The following is a 16,937-nucleotide window of genomic DNA, read 5'->3' on the forward strand; positions in this document are numbered from 1 at the left end:
CGCGTCTTCCTCGTGGAGGCGCGCGACGGGCGCGTCGGGGATGTCGGTGGGAGGGGACAAGATGGGGACCATGCTTCTCGACGAGGACCGCGTGCAGGCAGGTGTGGACACGCGTCCGGGCGCCGACGCAGAGGTTCGGATCACCCACACGGTCGTGGCGACGCCGCTCGGCCCGACCACGCTGGTCGCGCACGACGGGCGCCTGAGCGCGCTGCTCATGCCGAGCTCGAAGTACGCGGAGGTGCAGGGACCGTTCGGTGAGCGCGACGACGAGGGCTTCGACGACGCGCGCACGCAGCTCGACGAGTACTTCGCCGGCGAGCGCACCACGTTCGACCTGCCGCTGGCCCTGGTCGGCACCACGTTCCAGGTGCGCGTGTGGGAGGGACTGCTGCGCATCCCGTACGGGCAGACGTGGTCGTACGGCGAGCTCGCCGAGTCGGTGGGCCTCGACCCGCGCACCTCGTCGCGCGCCGTCGGTGCGGCGAACGGTCGAAACCGCATCGCGATCGTCGTGCCCTGCCACCGCGTGATCGGCGCGAACGGCACGCTGACCGGCTTCGCCGCGGGGCTGGACCGCAAGCGGTTCCTGCTGGATCTCGAGCAGGGCGCGCCCGACCTGCTGTTCTGACCTGCTCTCCTGACCTGCGCGTCCGCGGCTGACCTGGAAGGGTCATCCCCATGAGGGTCGTCGTCGTGGGAGCGAGCGGGAACGTCGGCACCGCTGTGCTCCGCAGGTTCGCCGCCGACGCGACGGTGACGTCCGTGGTCGCGGTCGCCCGACGGGTGCCGGACCCGACCTCCTCCCCGTACGACGTCGCACGCTGGGTGCCCTGCGACATGAGCGCGCCGGACGCGGTCGGCCGGCTGACGAGCGCGTTCGCCGGCGCCGACTCGGTGGTCCACCTGGCCTGGGCGAGCGAGCCCCCGCACAAGCACAAGCAGCTGCACGCGACCAACGTCGGGGGCACGCGGAACGTGCTCGACGCAGCCCGCCGCGCCGGGGTCGCGCACCTCGTCGTCGCCTCGTCGGTGGGGGCCTACTCACCGGCGCCCGACGACGTGCCCCGAGGCGAGGGCTGGGCGACGGACGGTGTGCCCACGTCCCCATACAGCGCCGACAAGGCCGAGGTGGAGCGGCTGCTCGACGAGTACCCCGACCTGACGATCGCCCGGCTGCGCACGGCCCTGGTCCTCCAGCACTCGGCCGGGCAGCAGCTCGCGCGGTCCGTCCTCGGTCCGTGGGTGCCCAGGCGAGCGCTCGACGGCCACCTCGCGACCGTGACGTGCCCGGTCGGGCTGCGTTTCCAGACGGTCCACGCCGACGACGCCGCATCCGCCGTCCGCGAGGCCGCGGTCCGCCACGTCCAGGGCCCGTTCAACGTCGCCGCTTCCGGCGTGCTCCGCGGGCAGGACGTCGCGGACATCGTGTCCCGCGGACGCCTGCGCGAGGTCCCGGCCTCGCGTGCGCGACGCCAGCTGGCCACGGCCTGGCATGCCCGCGCGGTCCCGGTCGGACCGGGCTGGCTCGACCTGGCGCTCGCGGCCCCGCTGCTGGACACCGCACGCGCCGCCCGCGAGCTCGACTTCCGCCCGCAGTGGACCGCGCTGGCCACCCTGCGGGACGCGGTCGCCGGGATCGCCTCGGGCGCCGGCACGGCAAGCGAGCCCCTACGCCCCCGCCACCCGCGGTGAGTGGCGGGCCGCCCGGCGCCCGCGTGAGGCATCCTCGACCCATGGCTGACGAGTTCCCCGCGGAGCGGCACGTGTACGGCGACGTCGACGCCCCGGTCACGATCCTCGAGTTCGGCGACCTCGAGTGCCCCTACTGCCGCGCGGCGGCCGGTCCGCTGCGGGAGCTCGTGGACACGTCTCAGGGCATGGTGCGGTTGGTCTGGCGTCACTTCCCGCTGTTCGAGGTGCACCCGTACGCGCTGTCGGCGGCGCTCGCGGCCGAGGCGGCGGGACGGCACGGCAAGTTCTGGGAGATGCGCGACGCGTTGATGGCCGACCAGTCGAGGCTGAGCGAGCCGGACCTGAAGCGGGCGGCGGCCTCGCTCGGCCTCGACCCGGCCGAGGTCGTCGGCGATCGGGCGCAGGCGCTCGCGGGCGCGATCCAGGCCGACTACACCGCGGGGATCGAGGCCGGGGTGCGGGGGACGCCGACGCTCTACGTCAACGGCGAGCGGTTCCGTGGGAAGGTCACGCTGGAGCGGTTGCGCGAGGCCGTGGAGGCGGTGGCGGTATGAGGACGCTGCTGCGTACGGCACTCGTCACGGGTGCGGGTCGGGGGATAGGGCGGGGGATCGCGATCGGCCTGGCGCGGTCCGGGTACACGGTGGGGCTCGTCGGCCGGACGCGGGCACACCTCGATGCGGTGGCCGACGAGATCGGCCAGAACGTCTTCGTGGCGGCGGCGGACCTGATCGACCCGACGGAGGTCGATGACGCCGTCGCGCGGATCGAGGACGAGCTGGGCGGCATCGGGCTGCTGGTCAACAACGCGGGCGTCATCGAGCGCGAGGCCACGGACTTCGTCGGCGACGACGTCGAGGACTCGTGGCGCGTGATCGAGGCCAACGTGCGTGGGCCGCTGCTGGTCACGCACGCGGTGCTGCCCGGCATGCTCGCGCGCGGCGGTGGTCGCGTCGTGAACCTCAACTCCGGCGCCGGGCACCGGGCGATGACCGAGTACACGGGCTACGCCATCAGCAAGGGCGCGCTCGCGCGGTTCACCACGCAGCTCGACGCGCAGTACCGGGACCGGGGGCTGCGTGTGCTCGACCTCGCGCCGGGCCACGTCGAGACGCAGATGACGACGGGCATGCCGATGCACGCGGGTCGCTCGGACTGGACGCCCGTCGAGGCGGTGGCCGAGCTGGTCCGGGCCTTCGGCGACGGCTCGTTGGACGCCCTCTCCGGCCGGTTCGTGCGCGCGGGGACCGACACCGTCGAGTCGCTGCAGGCGGCGACCGCGCGGATCCTCGCCGCCGACGCCCGCACCCTGAGCCTGCGCCACTACGGGGACGACGACCCGGTCACATAGGGCCGGACGGGGTGGACCCGGCTCGCCCGAGAACGGCACGATCGACCGATGGACACCGCGCCCATCCGTCACGAGTACGTCCTGCCGGTCACGCCGCGTGAGGCTTTCGACGCGTACGTCGAGGACATCGGCCAGTGGTGGGACCCGTCGTACTCGCCCGACGCCGACAGGTACCTGGGGTTGACGATCGAGCCGCGCGTCGGTGGGCGCGTCTACCTGGTCGACGCGTCGTTGGGCGAGGTCGTCTGGGGACGCGTGCTGGCGATCGCGCCCGGCGCGGTCGTCGTGCACACCTCGACGCTCGGCCAGGACGCCGAGCACCCGAGCCGGATCACCGCGCAGTTCGTCCCGCTGGACGAGGGCGGCACGCGTTTCGAGTTCGAGCACGGCGGCTGGAACGAGGACAACGCCACGGATCGCGCCAAGTTCACCGACTGGCCCGTGATCCTCGACCGCTACGCGGCCTTCGTCGCGACGACGACCTGAGCTGGCCGCCCGTCAGACCGCCGGGGCCGTCCACGGCAGCGGCGGGAGCGCGGGCGGGGGTCCGTCGCCGGCGGGGGAGCAGAGCGGCAGCCTCTCGCCGAGCCACCGCAGCAGGATCGACCCGAGGACCGCGGCCGTCAGTGAGCCGGCGAGGATCCCGATCTTGGCGTTGTCGAGCATGGTCGGGTCGTCGAACGCGAGCTCGGCGATGAACAGGGAGATCGTGAACCCGATCCCGGCGAGCACGGCGCCGCCCAGCAGGTGGCCCCAGCGCACACGACCGGGCAGCTCACCCAGGCCGAAGCGCAGGGCGATCGTGGAGGCCCCGGTGATGCCGATCGCGTTGCCGAGCACGAGCGCGACCGCGACTCCGATGGCCAGACGCGAGTGGGCCGCGGCTGTCAGCGACTCGGCGTTCAGGGCGATCCCCGCGTTGGCCAGGCCGAACAGGGGCACGACGACGAACGCGCTCCACGGGTGCAGGATGCGCTGCAGGCGGTCGCTCGTCGGGACCGCCGCTCGTGCCGCGAGCTCGGCCGCGTGCTCCCGATCGGCCGTCGGGGTGTCGATCAGGTCGCGGCCGTACTCGGCGACCTCCTCGACGACCTCCCGGTCGGCCGGGCGCGCGGGCACCATCAGCCCGATGATCACGCCCGCCAGGGTCGCGTGGACGCCGGACGCCTGGACCGCGAACCACAGCGCGATACCCGCGACGACGTAGGGCGCGAGCTGCCAGACCTTGAGCCATCGCAGGACGACGATGCCGAGCACCACCGCTGCCGACAGGGCCAGCGCCATGCCGTCGATGTCGTCCGTGTAGAAGATCGACATCACGGTGATCGCGCCGATGTCGTCGACGATCGCGAGCGTGAGCAGGAACAGCCGCAGCCGGTCGGGGCACTTGGGGCCGAACAGGGCGAGGATGCCGACGAGGAACGCGGTGTCGGTCGACATCACGACGCCCCAGCCGTGGGCCGCGTCGGTGCCGCCGTTGAACGCCAGGTAGATCAGGACGGGGACCAGCAGCCCACCGAGCGCGCCGAGTGCCGGGACGGCCACGGTCCGCTTGTCGCGCAGGTCCCCGGTGGTCGCCTCGCGGCTGATCTCGAGACCGACCACCGCGAAGAAGATGGCCATCGCGGCGTCGTTGACCCAGCCGTGCAGGCTGAGGTCGACGCCCCAGGTCCCGATGTGGAAGCCGGCCGTCGTCGACCAGAACGACTCGTAGGCGTCGGCGAACGGCGAGTTCGCCCAGACCAGCGCGACGATCGTGGCCGCGAGCAGGTAGATCGCGCTGCCGGCCTCGTTGGTGAGGAAGTCCTTGACGGTCGGCTGCAGGCCCGGGAGGGACACCCGCAAGGACGGGCCGGGGGTCGTAGAGGTCGCCGACATGCGCACCAAAGTCGCAGGTCGGCGGCCCCTACGCAACGGGGTTCACCGAGAGCGTCAGAGGTGCTTCTCGGGATCGCCCCGCAGGGCGGCCACGTGGTCGGGCACGTACGTCGACAGCTCGCGAGGCGGCCGCACGTACCCCGTCGAGGCCGGTGGGCGGTTCGGCAGGACCACCTTGTCGTGCGGGACGTCGGTGTACGGGAGCGTCGAGAGCAGGTGGCTGATCATGTTGAGCCGCGCGTGCTTCTTGATGTCCGACTCGACGATGAACCAGGGGCTCGCGGGCACGTCGGTGTGCACGAGCATCTCGTCCTTGGCCTTGGAGTAGTCCTCCCACCTGCTGAGCGAGGCGGTGTCCATCGGGCTGAGCTTCCACTGCCGGACCGGGTCGTTGAGGCGTGAGCGGAAGCGCTTGAGCTGCTCGGTGTCCGAGACCGAGAACCAGTACTTGCGCAGCAGGATCCCGTCCTCGATGAGCATCTGCTCGAAGATCGGTGTCTGCCGCATGAAGCGGCTGTACTCCTGCGGCGTGCAGAAGCCCATCACGTGCTCGACGCCCGCGCGGTTGTACCAGGAGCGGTCGAACAGGACGATCTCGCCGGCTGCGGGCAGGTGCGAGACGTAGCGCTGGTAGTACCACTCGGTCTTCTCGCGCTCCGTGGGCGTCGGCAGTGCCGCGGTCCGAGCGACGCGGGGGCTCAGGTACTCGGTGATCCGCTTGATCGTGCCGCCCTTCCCGGCAGCGTCGCGACCCTCGAAGATCACGACCACCCGGGCGCCGGTCGCCTTGGCCCACTGCTGGACCTTCACGAGCTCGGCCTGGAGCCGAAAGATCTCGGCCTCGTAGACGCTGTTGGAGATCTTGTCCTTGTGCTTCTTCTTGCCCGACTTCTTCGCCATGGCCCGACGCTACCGACCTTTCGTCCCGGGCGAGCGGTCCTGCGGGAAAGTCCTCACCTGCGGATCGCGCGAGTGACAACAGCCGCACCTGCGGCAGTAGAGTCGCTCGCGTGACGACGTACCGCATCAGCGAGGCAGCCGAGCTGCTGGGGGTGAGCGACGACACCGTCCGGCGGTGGGTCGACGCGGGCTCCCTGGCCGTGTCCGACGACGACGCGGGCCGCAGCGTGATCGACGGCGTGGACCTCGCGGCGCTGGCCGTCGAGCGGGCCCGGACCCCCGAGGATCCCGCAGCCGGGACGAGCTCTGCCCGGAACCGCCTGCCCGGTCTGGTCACCGCGATCATCTCCGACACGGTCATGGCGCAGGTCGAGCTGCAGGCCGGCCCGTTCCGCCTGGTGTCGCTCATGTCGAGCGAGGCCGTGCGCGAGCTCGGTCTCGAGGTCGGCTCGCGCGCCACCGCCGTCGTCAAGGCCACCACCGTGCTCGTCGAGACCCCCAGGGCCCAGCGGTGACCGGCAGGACCACGGCCCGTGCACTCGTCGCCGGCGCCGCCGTCCTGCTCGCGGTCGCCGGATGTTCCGGCAGCCCCGCCTCGTCCACCTCACCGACGACCGTGCCCACCGCGACCGTCGAGCCGCTCACCGGGGACCTGACCGTGTTCGCGGCCGCGTCGCTGACCGGTGCGTTCGACCAGCTCCTCGCGGAGTTCGCCGACGATCATCCCGACGTCACGGTCAACGCAGCGACCTACGACGGCTCCTCCACGCTGGCCACCCAGCTGGTCGAGGGTGCGAACGCCGACGTGCTCGCGACGGCGGACGAGAAGAACATGGCCACCGTGACCGACGCCGGGCTGGCGCCGGGCACGCCGGCCGTCTTCGCCACGAACACCCTGGAGATCGTCGTCGCGCCCGGCAACCCGCTGGACATCGCGTCGCTCGCTGACCTCGCCGCCGTCTCGACGAGCGGTGGGAAGGTCGTGATCTGCGCCGCGGAGGTGCCGTGCGGGTCCGCCGCGCACCAGGTGCTCGACAGCGCCGGCCTCACGCTCACGCCGGCCAGCGAGGAGCAGAACGTCAAGGCCGTGCTCACCAAGGTGCAGTCCGGTGACGCCGACGCGGGGCTCGTCTACAGGACGGACGTACGGGCCGCCGGCGACACGGTCGAGGGCGTCGAGTTCACCGAGTCCGCGACGGCCGTCAACACCTACCCGATCACGGTGCTGGCCGAGCCGACCCGACAGGGCGACGAGGCCGTCGCGCAGGCGTTCGTCGACCTCGTCCTGTCCGCGCGTGGCCGGCAGATCCTGACCGACGCGGGGTTCAGCACGCCGTGACCACGGTGGCCCCGTCGCGGGTGACTGACCGCGACGACTCCGTCGGTGTGCCCGGGCTGCTCTGGGCGCCCGCGGTGCTCGCGGTCGGCCTGCTCGTGCTGCCCGTGGTTGCGCTGTTCGTGCGTGCGGACTGGCGCTCGCTGCCGTCCGACATCGCCTCGCCCGCGGCGCTCCAGGCGCTGTGGCTCTCGCTGAGCACGTCGCTGACGGCGACGCTCGCGTGCGTCGTGCTCGGCTTCCCTCTGGCCGTCGTGCTCGCACGTTCGCGCGGCTGGCCGGCGGACATCCTGCGTGCGCTGGTCACGCTGCCTCTCGTGCTGCCGCCGACCGTCGGGGGCATCGCGCTGCTGTTCCTGCTGGGCCGGCGCGGGCTGATCGGGCAGTCGCTGGACAGCTGGTTCGGCATCTCCATCCCGTTCACGACGACGGCCGTGATCATCGCCCAGACGTTCGTCGCGATGCCCTTCCTCGTCCTTGGTGTCGAGGGGGCGCTGCGCACCGCCGGCACGCGCTACGAGGCCGTCGGCGCGAGCCTGGGTGCGTCCCGGTGGACCGTGCTGCGCCGCATCACCCTCCCCCTCGTCATGCCCGGCCTGGTCAGCGGGACGGTCCTGTGCTTCGCCCGCGCGCTCGGCGAGTTCGGTGCGACCGCCTTGTTCGCGGGCAACGCCCCGGGCGTCACGCGCACCATGCCGCTGGCCATCTACTCGGCGTTCAACGGCGCCGGCGTGACGCAGGGCACCGCGGTCGCGCTCTCGCTGCTGCTAGTCGTCGCTGCGGTCGCTGTGCTGCTCGCGGCCCGCGCCTGGCGTCCCGGACGGAGTGCCGCATGAGCGACACCGGGCTCGTCGCCTCGGTCGAGGCCGCGCGCGGGGCCTTCAGGCTCACGGTCGACGTCGTGGCCGCACCCGGGCAGATCGTCGCGGTGCTCGGGCCCAACGGCGCCGGCAAGTCGACGCTGCTCGCGGTGCTGGCCGGAACGCTGCGCCCGGTCGCCGGCACCGTGCGCGTCGGAGCTCGGACGCTGACCTCCTCGGACGTCGCCGTCCGACCCGAGCAGCGGTCGGTCGGGCTCCTCGGCCAGGACCCGCTGGTCTTCCCGCACCTGTCCGCGCGCGAGAACGTGGCCTTCGGCCCGCGCGCGGCCGGCGTCCCCGCGCGCGAGGCACGCGCCTCTGCCGACGAGTGGCTGGCGGCGGTCGGTCTGTCCGGTCTGGAAGACCGCCGGCCCGCTGCCCTGTCCGGCGGCCAGCGCCAGCGCGTCGCGCTCGCGCGGGCGCTCGCGGCCGAGCCGTCGGTCCTGCTGCTCGACGAGCCGTTCGCGCAGCTCGACGTCCGCACCGCCGCCGACCTGCGCGAGCTCGTCCGCGACCAGGTCCGTCGCACCCGGACGGCCACCGTCCTGGTCACGCACGACGTGCTCGACGCCGTCACGCTCGCCGACCGCCTGATCGTCCTGCACGACGGCGAGGTGGTCGAGCAGGGGCGCCCGCTCGACGTGCTGACCGACCCCGTCCACCCGTTCACCGCCGCACTGGCCGGTGTGAACCTCGTCGTCGGGACGGTCGTCATCCGTCCCGACGGCACCACCGCGCTGGCCGGACCCGACGGCGTGCTCGTCCCGTGCGAGGCGGCCGTGGGACGCGCGCAGGTCACGTTCCCCCCGACCGCGGTCGTGCTCGACCGAGCCGACCGAGCCGACGGACGGGACGGCTGGGACGCTCGCGTGGTCGACCTCGAGCCCGGCACGACAGGCGTGCGCGTCCGCACGACGGGCGACGTCGTCGTCGACCTGCCGCCCGCCGACGTCGCCCGCCTCGACCTGCGGGTGGGCGCGCCGCTGCGGCTGAGCGTGCCGTCGTCGTTGGTGCGGGTGCGCCGCCTGCGTTGACCGGGCGTGCGTCCGGAACCTCACAGGCACCCCCGGCAACCAGTGCGAGAAAGGTTCCGCACGCGCAACCGGGGACGCAGTCCGACGGAAACATGACCTCCTTAGCGTTCGGGACGTACCCCACCCCGTCCCTCCCGGAGGTCACCATGGCGACACCGCTCGCGACCGCCGACGCCGTCGACACGACGACGGCGCCCGCAACGACCGACAGAACGCTCGACACCGGGGCCCTGACCGGTGCCCCGATCACGACCCGCCCCGGCCGCTGGATCGACGGCTGGGACCCCGAGGACGCAGGCCAGTGGGCGTCCGTCGGCAAGGTCATCGCTCGCCGGAACCTGGGCCTGTCGATCTTCGCCGAGTTCCTCGGCTTCGGTGTCTGGGCCGTGTGGAGCATCGTCGTCCCGCAGCTCGCAGCAGCCGGGTTCGTGCTCAGCGTCGACCAGACGTTCTGGCTGATCGCGGTTCCCAGCCTCGTCGGCGCGACGCTGCGCATCCCGTACACGTTCGCGGTCCCGCTGTTCGGCGGGCGCAACTGGACGATCATCTCGGCCCTGCTCCTGCTGATCCCGACGATCGGGCTCGCGGTCGTCGTGCAGAACCCCGCGTGGGGCTTCCCGGCGCTGCTCGCCGTCGCCGCCCTCGCCGGTCTGGGCGGCGGCAACTTCGCCTCGTCGATGGCCAACATCTCCTTCTTCTACCCGGAGCGGGAGAAGGGCCGGGCGCTCGGGCTGAACGCCGCGGGCGGCAACCTCGGCACCGCCGCGGTGCAGTTCGCCGTGCCGCTGGTGATCGTCGGCGCCGCGAGCATCCAGCTGGAGCGCGCCGGGTACATGTTCGTCCCGCTGGTCGTCGTCGCAGCGTTCCTCGCCTGGAAGTTCATGGACAACCTGTCCAACGCGAAGTCCGACCCCCGCTCGTACGCCGTCGCGGCCCGCTCCAGGAACACCTGGATCATCTCGTTCATCTACATCGGGACGTTCGGGTCCTTCATCGGCTTCTCGGGCGCCTTCCCGACGCTCCTCAAGGGCCAGTTCCCCGACGTGACCATCTCCATCGCGTTCGCCGGTGCGCTCGTCGGCTCCCTGGCTCGTCCGCTCGGCGGGATCCTGGCCGACAGGCTCGGCGGTGCCCGGGTGACCATCGCAGCGTTCACGATCATGGGGATCGGCGTGGTCTGCGCGATCTTCTCGCTGCGGGCCCACTCGTTCGGCGCCTTCCTGGCCAGCTTCCTGGTCCTCTTCACGGCGACCGGCGCAGGCAACGGCTCGGTCTACCGGATGATCCCGGCCGTCTTCCGGTTCGGCACGACGGACGACGCGGACCGCGCCCGCCGCATCAAGGCCGCCGCCGGGTGCCTCGGCATCGCCGGTGCGATCGGCGCCTTCGGCGGGTTCCTGGTTCCCCGCGGGTTCGCGGTCTCCACGTCGCTGACCGGCAACATCCAGGCCGCTCTCTGGGTCATCGTGGGGTTCTACGTGGTCATGGCCCTGACCACCTGGGGCGTGTACCAGCGCCGCTCGGGCACGTTCGGCTCGACGGTCATCTGAGCCTGATGACCCCTCTCGACGTGGTGGCGCCGGCTGCGGGAACGTCCGCGGCCGGCTCCGCCGCGCCCGCCGACACGCACTGCCCCTACTGCGCCCTGCAGTGCGCGCAGACACTCACGCCCGACGAGCACGGCGTGGTCACGGCCTCGGCGCGACAGTTCCCGACGAACAAGGGCGGCATGTGCCAGAAGGGCTGGACCAGCCCGACGCTGCTGCGCTCGACCGAGCGGCTGACCACCCCGCTGGTCCGCGACGCCGCGGGTGTCCTGCAGCCGACCGACTGGGACACCGCGCTCGACCTCGTCGCGACGACGCTTGCCGCCCTGCGTGCGCAGCACGGACCCGAGTCCGTCGCGGTGTTCGGCGGCGGGGGGCTGACCAACGAGAAGGCGTACGCGCTGGGCAAGTTCGCGCGGACCGTGCTGGCCACCCCGAACATCGACTACAACGGCCGGTTCTGCATGGCGTCGGCGGCGGCGGGCGCCAACCGCACGCTCGGCCTGGACCGGGGGCTGCCGTTCCCGCTGGAGGACCTCGGCGGCGCGCAGGCGATCATGCTGCTCGGCTCCAACCTCGCTGAGACCATGCCGCCGTCGGTGCAGCACCTCGCGCACACGCGGGCCGCGGGCGGCGTCATCGTCGTCGACCCGCGTCGCTCCGCGACCGCCGAGCTGGCCTCGGACGAGCAGGGCGTGCACGTGCAGCCGGTGCCCGGGACGGACCTCGCGTTCCTGCTCGGCGTCGCGCACATCGTGCTGGCCGAGAACCTGGCGGACACCGAGTACCTCGAGGAGCGCACGACCGGGCTCGACGACGTCCGACGATCGCTGGCCCTCTGGTGGCCGGAGCGGACCGAGCAGGTGACCGGCGTCCCGGTCGCGACCCTGCGGCGCGTCGCGTTCCTGCTCGCCAACGCCTCACCATCCCGTGGGGGTTCGGGCGCGTACATCCTGACCGGGCGCGGCGTCGAGCAGAGCACGCAGGGCACCGACACCGTGACAGCCGCGATCACGCTCGCGTTGCTGCTGGGTCTGCCGGGGCGGGTCGGGTCCGGGTACGGCGCGATCACCGGGCAGGGGAACGGGCAGGGTGGCCGCGAGCACGGGCAGAAGGCCGACCAGCTGCCGGGCTACCGCTCGATCGAGGACGACGCGGCGCGCGCGCACGTCGCAGGGGTCTGGGGCGTCGACCCTGCGGCCCTGCCGCGCACGGGGATGCCCGCGATCCAGCTGCTGCGGTCGCTCGGCACGCCCGGCGGACCGCGCGCTCTGCTCGTGCACGGCTCGAACGTGCTGGTCAGCGCGCCCGACGCGGACGCGGTGCGACGCCGGCTGCAGGACCTCGAGCTGCTCGTCGTGTGCGACTTCCTCCCGTCCGAGACCGCGATGCTCGCCGACGTGGTCCTGCCGGTCACGCAGTGGGCCGAGGAGGAGGGCACCATGACCTCGCTCGAGGGGCGCGTGATCCGACGCCGACGCGTGCTGAACCCGCCTCCCGGCGTGCGCAGCGAGCTGGACGTCATGGCGGACCTCGCGCGGCGGCTCGGCTCGACCGTGCACTTCGACACGGTCCCGTCGCTCGTGTTCGACGAGCTGGCCCGCGCCTCGGCCGGCGGTCGCGCGGACTACGCGGGCCTGAGCCACGCGCGCCTCGACACCGAGGAGGCGCTGTTCTGGCCGGTGCCGTCGGCGGACCACCCGGGCACCCCGCGCATGTTCCTGGACCGCTTCCCGACGCCCGACGGGCGCGCCCGCCTGGTGCCCGTCGACCACCGGGGCCCCAGCGACGACCTGCGCCGGGACGCCCCGGTCTTCCTCATCACCGGCCGCCTGCTCGCGCACTACCAGTCGGGTGCGCAGACGCGACGGGTGCCCGAGCTGGTGCGCAGCGCCCCGAACCCGTACGTCGAGATCCACCCGCTGCTCGCCGACCGGTACGAGATCGCCGACGGCGACCTGGTGCAGCTCGAGACCGGACGCGGGCGTGGCGTCGTGCGGGCCCGGCTGACCGAGGCCGTCCGCACCGACACCGTGTTCCTGCCGTTCCACTGGAGCGGCACGAGCAGCGCCAACCGACTCACCACCGATGCCACCGACCCGATCTCGGGCATGCCGGAGTTCAAGGTGTGCGCCGTCTCCGTGAGCCGTTGGACCGGTTCCGCCGACGTGCTCGACGACTCGTCCCTGCTGGAGGTCTCATGACGCGCGTAGTGGTGGTCGGTCACGGCATGGTCGGCGCGCGGTTCGTCGACGACCTGCACGCACGTGACTCGGAGAAGCGGTTCACGACGATGGTGCTCGGTGCCGAGGAGTACGAGCCGTACAACCGGGTGCTGCTCTCCGAGGTCGTCGCCGGGAAGCTGGACGTCGCCTCGATCACGCTGCCTCGCGGCTCCCACAAGGCTGGCCACGACGTGCTGCCCGGCACGCGCGCGGTCTCGATCGACCGCGCCTCCCGCACGGTGACCGACCACGCCGGCGAGGAGCACGTCTACGACCTGCTGGTGCTGGCCACGGGTGCCCGTGCGCGCGTTCCCGACCTGTTCGGGCGTCGGGGGGCTGACGACCTGCCCGCGGGTGCGCACGCACTGCGGACCCTCGACAACGCCCGCGAGATCGTCGCCGCGACCGTCAACGCGCAGCGCGCCGTCGTGGTCGGCGGCGGTGTGCTCGGGCTCGAGGTGGCCTGCGGGCTGGCCGGTCGCGGTGTGCACGTGACGGTGGTGCACGGCGGTGCGCACCTCATGGACCGGCAGCTCGACGGAATCGCCGCCTCGGTGGCGATGGCGCGGCTGACGGCACTCGGCGTCTCGGTACGGGTCGGGGCTCGCACCGAGGAGGCGATCGTGCGCGGAGGCCGGATCACCGGCGTCCGCCTGGAGGCGGGGGAGACCATCCCCGCCGACCTGCTCGTGCTGACGGCCGGGACCGTGGCGGAGGTGGACCTGGCGCAGCGTGCGGGCCTGGACGTGGCACGCGGGATCGTCGTCGGCGACGACCTGGCCACGCTCGCGGACGGGCGCGTCTTCGCGATCGGCGACTGCGCGCAGCCGCCCGAGGGCGGCTCGGGGCTCATCGCGCAGGGCTGGGACCAGGCCCGACGGCTCGCCACCCGGCTCACGGCGTCGACTCCCGAGGAGGCGCTGCCGTCCGTCGGCACCGACGTGGTCAAGGTCAAGGGTGCCGGGCTCGACGTCGTGACGATGGGCGTGTGCGGTGTCCCGCGCGGCGAGCCCGTACCCGGTCGACGTGTCCAGCTCAGCGACCCCGACGGCGGCCGGTACATCGAGGTCGTCGTCGACGACGGGCGCGTGATCGGCGCGACGTGCGTCGGGGCGGGTGCGGTCGCCGCGGACCTGGTCGCGGCCTACACGCGAGGCACTCCGGCACCGTCGGACCCTGCACAGCTCCTGCTGCGTCCCGTCGCCGGCTCCGCGGTGCCCGCCGCCTCGCCGGTCAAGATGCCCGACCGGGCCGTGATCTGCCGGTGCAACGGCGTGACCAAGGGCGACATCGTCGGCTGCTGGCGGCACGGCTCACGCAGCGTCGAGGACGTCGCCGTCGCGACACGTGCGACCACGGGCTGCGGCGGCTGCAAGGACGCCGTGTGCGGCATCGTCGACTGGCTCAAGCAGACCGACCCGGACCAGCCGGCGGAGGCTCGGCAGCCGGCGGCAGCCCGATAGGTGCTGCTCTGACCTGCGCACGGGTTACGGTTCGCGCGTGGACGTCTTCCGTTGCCCCCGTTGCGCAACCCTCGCCTTCATCGAGACCACCGAGTGCAGCGCCTGCGGGATGGAGATGGGCCTGCACCCGCCGACGCTGACGATGCGCTCGGCACCCGAGCAGGGCACCGACGTCGACGGCGTCTGGTGGTTCCCGTGCAGCAACCGCGAGTGGGGCTGCAACTGGCTCGCCGCGGCCGACTCGGGCTCGGGCCGCTGCCTGGCCTGCCGGCTGACGCGAAAGCGCCCGGACAACGACGACACCCTCGCCCTGGAGAAGCTCGCGAGCGCGTCCGCGGACAAGCGTCGGCTGCTCGTGCAGCTCGCCGACCTGGGCCTGCCCGTGACGCCGTGGTTCGAGCGGGAGGGCGGACTCGGCTTCGACCTGCTCTCGTCGCGGTCAGAGGGCGCTCGCGTGTCCATCGGCCACGCCAACGGGATCATCACGATCGACCTGGCGGAGTCCCTCGACGAGCACCGCGAGGCGCTCCGGATCAGCCTCGGCGAGCCGTACCGCACGATGCTCGGCCACTTCCGGCACGAGGTCGGCCACTACTACGAGCTCATCCTGGTCGAGCGCACGGACTGGATCGACGAGTGCCGGACCATCTTCGGGGACGAGCGAGCCTCGTACCGCGACGCGATCGCCCGCCACTACCGCACGGGTGCGCCCCACGACTGGCAGGACAGCTACATCTCCCAGTACGCGACCATGCACCCGTGGGAGGACTTCGCCGAGTGCTTCGCCCACTACCTGCACATCACCCGCACCCTGGTGACCGCGGCAGCCGGCAACCTGAGCGTGCGCATGGAGGGTGTCCGCAGCGTCCCCGAGATGGAGATCACGCCGCGGACGAGCTACGCGGACGCGACGATGGACGAGATCCTCGGCGACTGGCTCCCGGTCTCGACGTTCTTCAACCGCGTCAACCGGGCGATGGGCAAGCACGACCTCTACCCGTTCACCATCCCCGAGCCGGTGGCCCGCAAGCTCGACTTCGTCCACCGGGTCGTGAGCGCGTCGCGCGTCGAGCAGCCGCTCGCGAGCGCGATGGCGCCGGTCAGCTGACCTTGACGGTCAGCGAGTCGTAGCCGGTCGCGCCGTCCGGGATCTCGCCCTGGACTGCGCCCGTCTGCGGACCCAACGGGTCGAACGCCCGGACGAAGAGCTCGTGATCACCGGGCGACGCGTCCCACGTCCAGGACCACTGGCGCCACGAGTCGATCCCGCCCTCGTCGGCGAGCGTCGCGTCGTTCCAGGCGCCGTCGTCCACGCGCACCTGCACCCGGGTGATCCCACGGTGCTGCGCCCACGACGTCCCGGCGACGACGACGGGACCTCCGGGGACCGTCGTACCCGCGCGCGGCACCTCGATGCGTGACTGTGTCTTGACCGGGCCCTCCTGCGACCACCCCCGCTTCGTCCAGTACGCCTCCGCGTCGGCGAACCGGGTGACCTCGAGGTCGGTGACCCACTTCGTCGCCGAGACGTACCCGTAGAGGCCCGGCACGACCATCCGCACGGGGAAGCCGTGCTCGAACGGGAGCGGCTCCCCGTCCATCGCGATCGCCAGCAGCGCGTCCCGGCCGTCCATGAGGGCGGTCAGCGGAGTCCCGGCCGTGAAGCCGTCGACGCTCGTCGACAGGACCATGTCCGCGTCGCCCGTCGGGCCCGCCTGCTCCAGCAGCCCCTTGATCGGCAGCCCGAGCCACTTCTGGTTCCCGACGAGGTCACCGCCCACCGGGTTCGACACGCACGCCAGCGTCACGTACGCCTCGACGAGGTCCGAGGCGAGCAGCTGGTCCCAGGTGAGCGTGACCTCCTGGTCGACCATGCCGTGGATGCGCAGGCTCCAGCCGGACGGGTCGACGTGCGGGACGGTCAGCGCGGTGTCGATCCGGTAGAAGTCCTCGGCGGGGGTGAGCCACGGGTCGACGCCGTCGACCCCGATGTCCACGCCGGTCGGCACGGGGTCGGCCGTCGTGGCCGGCGTCGGCACGCGCAGGTCGTCGCGGGCGGTCTGGGCACCCCGAGCACCGCTGCCGATGGTCCGACCGAGCAGCAGGGCGACCACGCCGAGAGCCCCCGCGAGGAGCGTCGCCTGGAGGAACCCGCGCCGCTCGGCAGCCGCCTGCCGCTTGGACGCGGTGTCCGCGGGCGGGATGCGCCGGATCAGGAACCGCAGCGTCCACAGACCGGCGACCGTCCCGACGACGCTCGGCAGCCCCGCCAGCGTTCCCGCGTCGGGTCGCGCGGTCGCGGCCAGGGCGGCTCCCGCACCGAGCAGGACGACGAGCGTCGCGCCCCACGCCCACCTCCGGGCCGCGAGCACGCCGGCCAGCGCCGCCAGCCCGAGCAGCACGACGACCTCGCCGATCCCGAGCACCAGCTTGTCCGCGGTGCCGAAGTTGGTCGTCGCGAACTGCTTGAGCCACTGAGGCGTCGCGTCGACGAACGCCGCCCCGACAGCGACCAGCGGGTCCGACGACGGCCCGGTCACCAGCGCGACGAGCGAGCCGACGCCGATGGTCACGACGCCCGCGACGAGCCCCGCGACCGCTGCCTGTCCTGTCTGCCTGCGTGCCGCCACGCTGGTCACTGTCACTAG

General features: G+C 72.7%; 16 protein-coding genes. 13 read left to right on the forward strand and 3 right to left on the reverse strand.

Annotated features, from left to right (window positions below; genetic code table 11):
* Positions 1–70: 70 nt before the first annotated feature.
* From AC1DPN_RS04285 to AC1DPN_RS04305, 5 genes are read left to right on the forward strand one after another with little or no spacing between them, the layout of a single operon-like run.
* Positions 71–631: a methylated-DNA--[protein]-cysteine S-methyltransferase gene (locus tag AC1DPN_RS04285; RefSeq protein ID WP_477083458.1), complete on the forward strand. Its 561-nt coding sequence runs from the start codon at positions 71–73 to the stop codon at positions 629–631.
* A gap of 50 nt (positions 632–681) precedes the next feature.
* Positions 682–1,695, forward strand: a complete 1,014-nt coding sequence (locus AC1DPN_RS04290; RefSeq protein WP_477083459.1) for an NAD-dependent epimerase/dehydratase family protein — start codon at positions 682–684, stop codon at positions 1,693–1,695.
* Positions 1,696–1,736: 41 nt separating this feature from the next.
* The gene (locus AC1DPN_RS04295) at positions 1,737–2,249 is read left to right on the forward strand and encodes a DsbA family protein (RefSeq protein ID WP_477083460.1); all 513 of its coding nucleotides are present in this window, start codon (positions 1,737–1,739) and stop codon (positions 2,247–2,249) included.
* Positions 2,246–3,046, forward strand: coding sequence for an SDR family NAD(P)-dependent oxidoreductase (locus AC1DPN_RS04300; protein ID WP_477083461.1), 801 nt, complete (start codon positions 2,246–2,248; stop codon positions 3,044–3,046). The genes AC1DPN_RS04295 and AC1DPN_RS04300 overlap by 4 nt, the downstream gene beginning before the upstream one ends.
* 48 nt (positions 3,047–3,094) lie before the next feature.
* Positions 3,095–3,532: an SRPBCC domain-containing protein gene (locus tag AC1DPN_RS04305; RefSeq protein ID WP_477083462.1), complete on the forward strand. Its 438-nt coding sequence runs from the start codon at positions 3,095–3,097 to the stop codon at positions 3,530–3,532.
* A gap of 12 nt (positions 3,533–3,544) precedes the next feature.
* Here the strand turns inward: AC1DPN_RS04305 and nhaA are convergent, their stop codons facing one another.
* A complete protein-coding gene (gene nhaA / locus AC1DPN_RS04310; RefSeq protein WP_477083463.1) occupies positions 3,545–4,924 on the reverse strand; it encodes a Na+/H+ antiporter NhaA in 1,380 nt (459 codons plus the stop codon).
* A gap of 54 nt (positions 4,925–4,978) precedes the next feature.
* Positions 4,979–5,824: a polyphosphate kinase 2 gene (gene ppk2, locus AC1DPN_RS04315; protein WP_477083464.1), complete on the reverse strand. Its 846-nt coding sequence runs from the start codon at positions 5,822–5,824 to the stop codon at positions 4,979–4,981.
* 110 nt (positions 5,825–5,934) lie between these two features.
* On the opposite strand from ppk2, the gene AC1DPN_RS04320 reads away from it, so the two are divergent.
* The 8 genes from AC1DPN_RS04320 (at position 5,935) to AC1DPN_RS04355 (ending at position 15,397) form a co-directional block, all read left to right on the forward strand.
* Complete coding sequence (locus AC1DPN_RS04320) at positions 5,935–6,339, forward strand: TOBE domain-containing protein (protein ID WP_477083465.1); 405 nt, start codon at positions 5,935–5,937, stop codon at positions 6,337–6,339.
* A complete protein-coding gene (gene modA, locus AC1DPN_RS04325) occupies positions 6,336–7,163 on the forward strand; it encodes a molybdate ABC transporter substrate-binding protein (RefSeq protein ID WP_477083466.1) in 828 nt (275 codons plus the stop codon). The genes AC1DPN_RS04320 and modA overlap by 4 nt, the downstream gene beginning before the upstream one ends.
* 20 nt (positions 7,164–7,183) lie before the next feature.
* Positions 7,184–7,996, forward strand: a complete 813-nt coding sequence (locus AC1DPN_RS04330; RefSeq protein ID WP_477083467.1) for an ABC transporter permease — start codon at positions 7,184–7,186, stop codon at positions 7,994–7,996.
* On the forward strand, positions 7,993–9,054 hold the full coding sequence (locus AC1DPN_RS04335; protein WP_477083468.1) for a sulfate/molybdate ABC transporter ATP-binding protein: 1,062 nt from the start codon (positions 7,993–7,995) through the stop codon (positions 9,052–9,054). The genes AC1DPN_RS04330 and AC1DPN_RS04335 overlap by 4 nt, the downstream gene beginning before the upstream one ends.
* Before the next feature lie 146 nt (positions 9,055–9,200).
* Complete coding sequence (locus AC1DPN_RS04340; protein ID WP_477083852.1) at positions 9,201–10,604, forward strand: MFS transporter; 1,404 nt, start codon at positions 9,201–9,203, stop codon at positions 10,602–10,604.
* Positions 10,605–10,609: 5 nt separating this feature from the next.
* On the forward strand, positions 10,610–12,805 hold the full coding sequence (locus tag AC1DPN_RS04345) for a molybdopterin oxidoreductase family protein (protein WP_477083469.1): 2,196 nt from the start codon (positions 10,610–10,612) through the stop codon (positions 12,803–12,805).
* Positions 12,802–14,289 (forward strand): FAD-dependent oxidoreductase, encoded by a 1,488-nt coding sequence (locus tag AC1DPN_RS04350; protein ID WP_477083470.1) that lies wholly within the window; start codon positions 12,802–12,804, stop codon positions 14,287–14,289. The genes AC1DPN_RS04345 and AC1DPN_RS04350 overlap by 4 nt, the downstream gene beginning before the upstream one ends.
* Positions 14,290–14,326: 37 nt before the next feature.
* A complete protein-coding gene (locus AC1DPN_RS04355) occupies positions 14,327–15,397 on the forward strand; it encodes a zinc-binding metallopeptidase family protein (protein ID WP_477083471.1) in 1,071 nt (356 codons plus the stop codon).
* Here AC1DPN_RS04355 and AC1DPN_RS04360 read toward each other — a convergent pair.
* The gene (locus AC1DPN_RS04360) at positions 15,390–16,919 is read right to left on the reverse strand and encodes a molybdopterin-dependent oxidoreductase (protein ID WP_477083472.1); all 1,530 of its coding nucleotides are present in this window, start codon (positions 16,917–16,919) and stop codon (positions 15,390–15,392) included. The genes AC1DPN_RS04355 and AC1DPN_RS04360 overlap by 8 nt on opposite strands.
* Between the last annotated feature and the right edge of the window lie 18 nt (positions 16,920–16,937).

Source organism: Cellulomonas sp. P4_H4 (assembly GCF_056400865.1).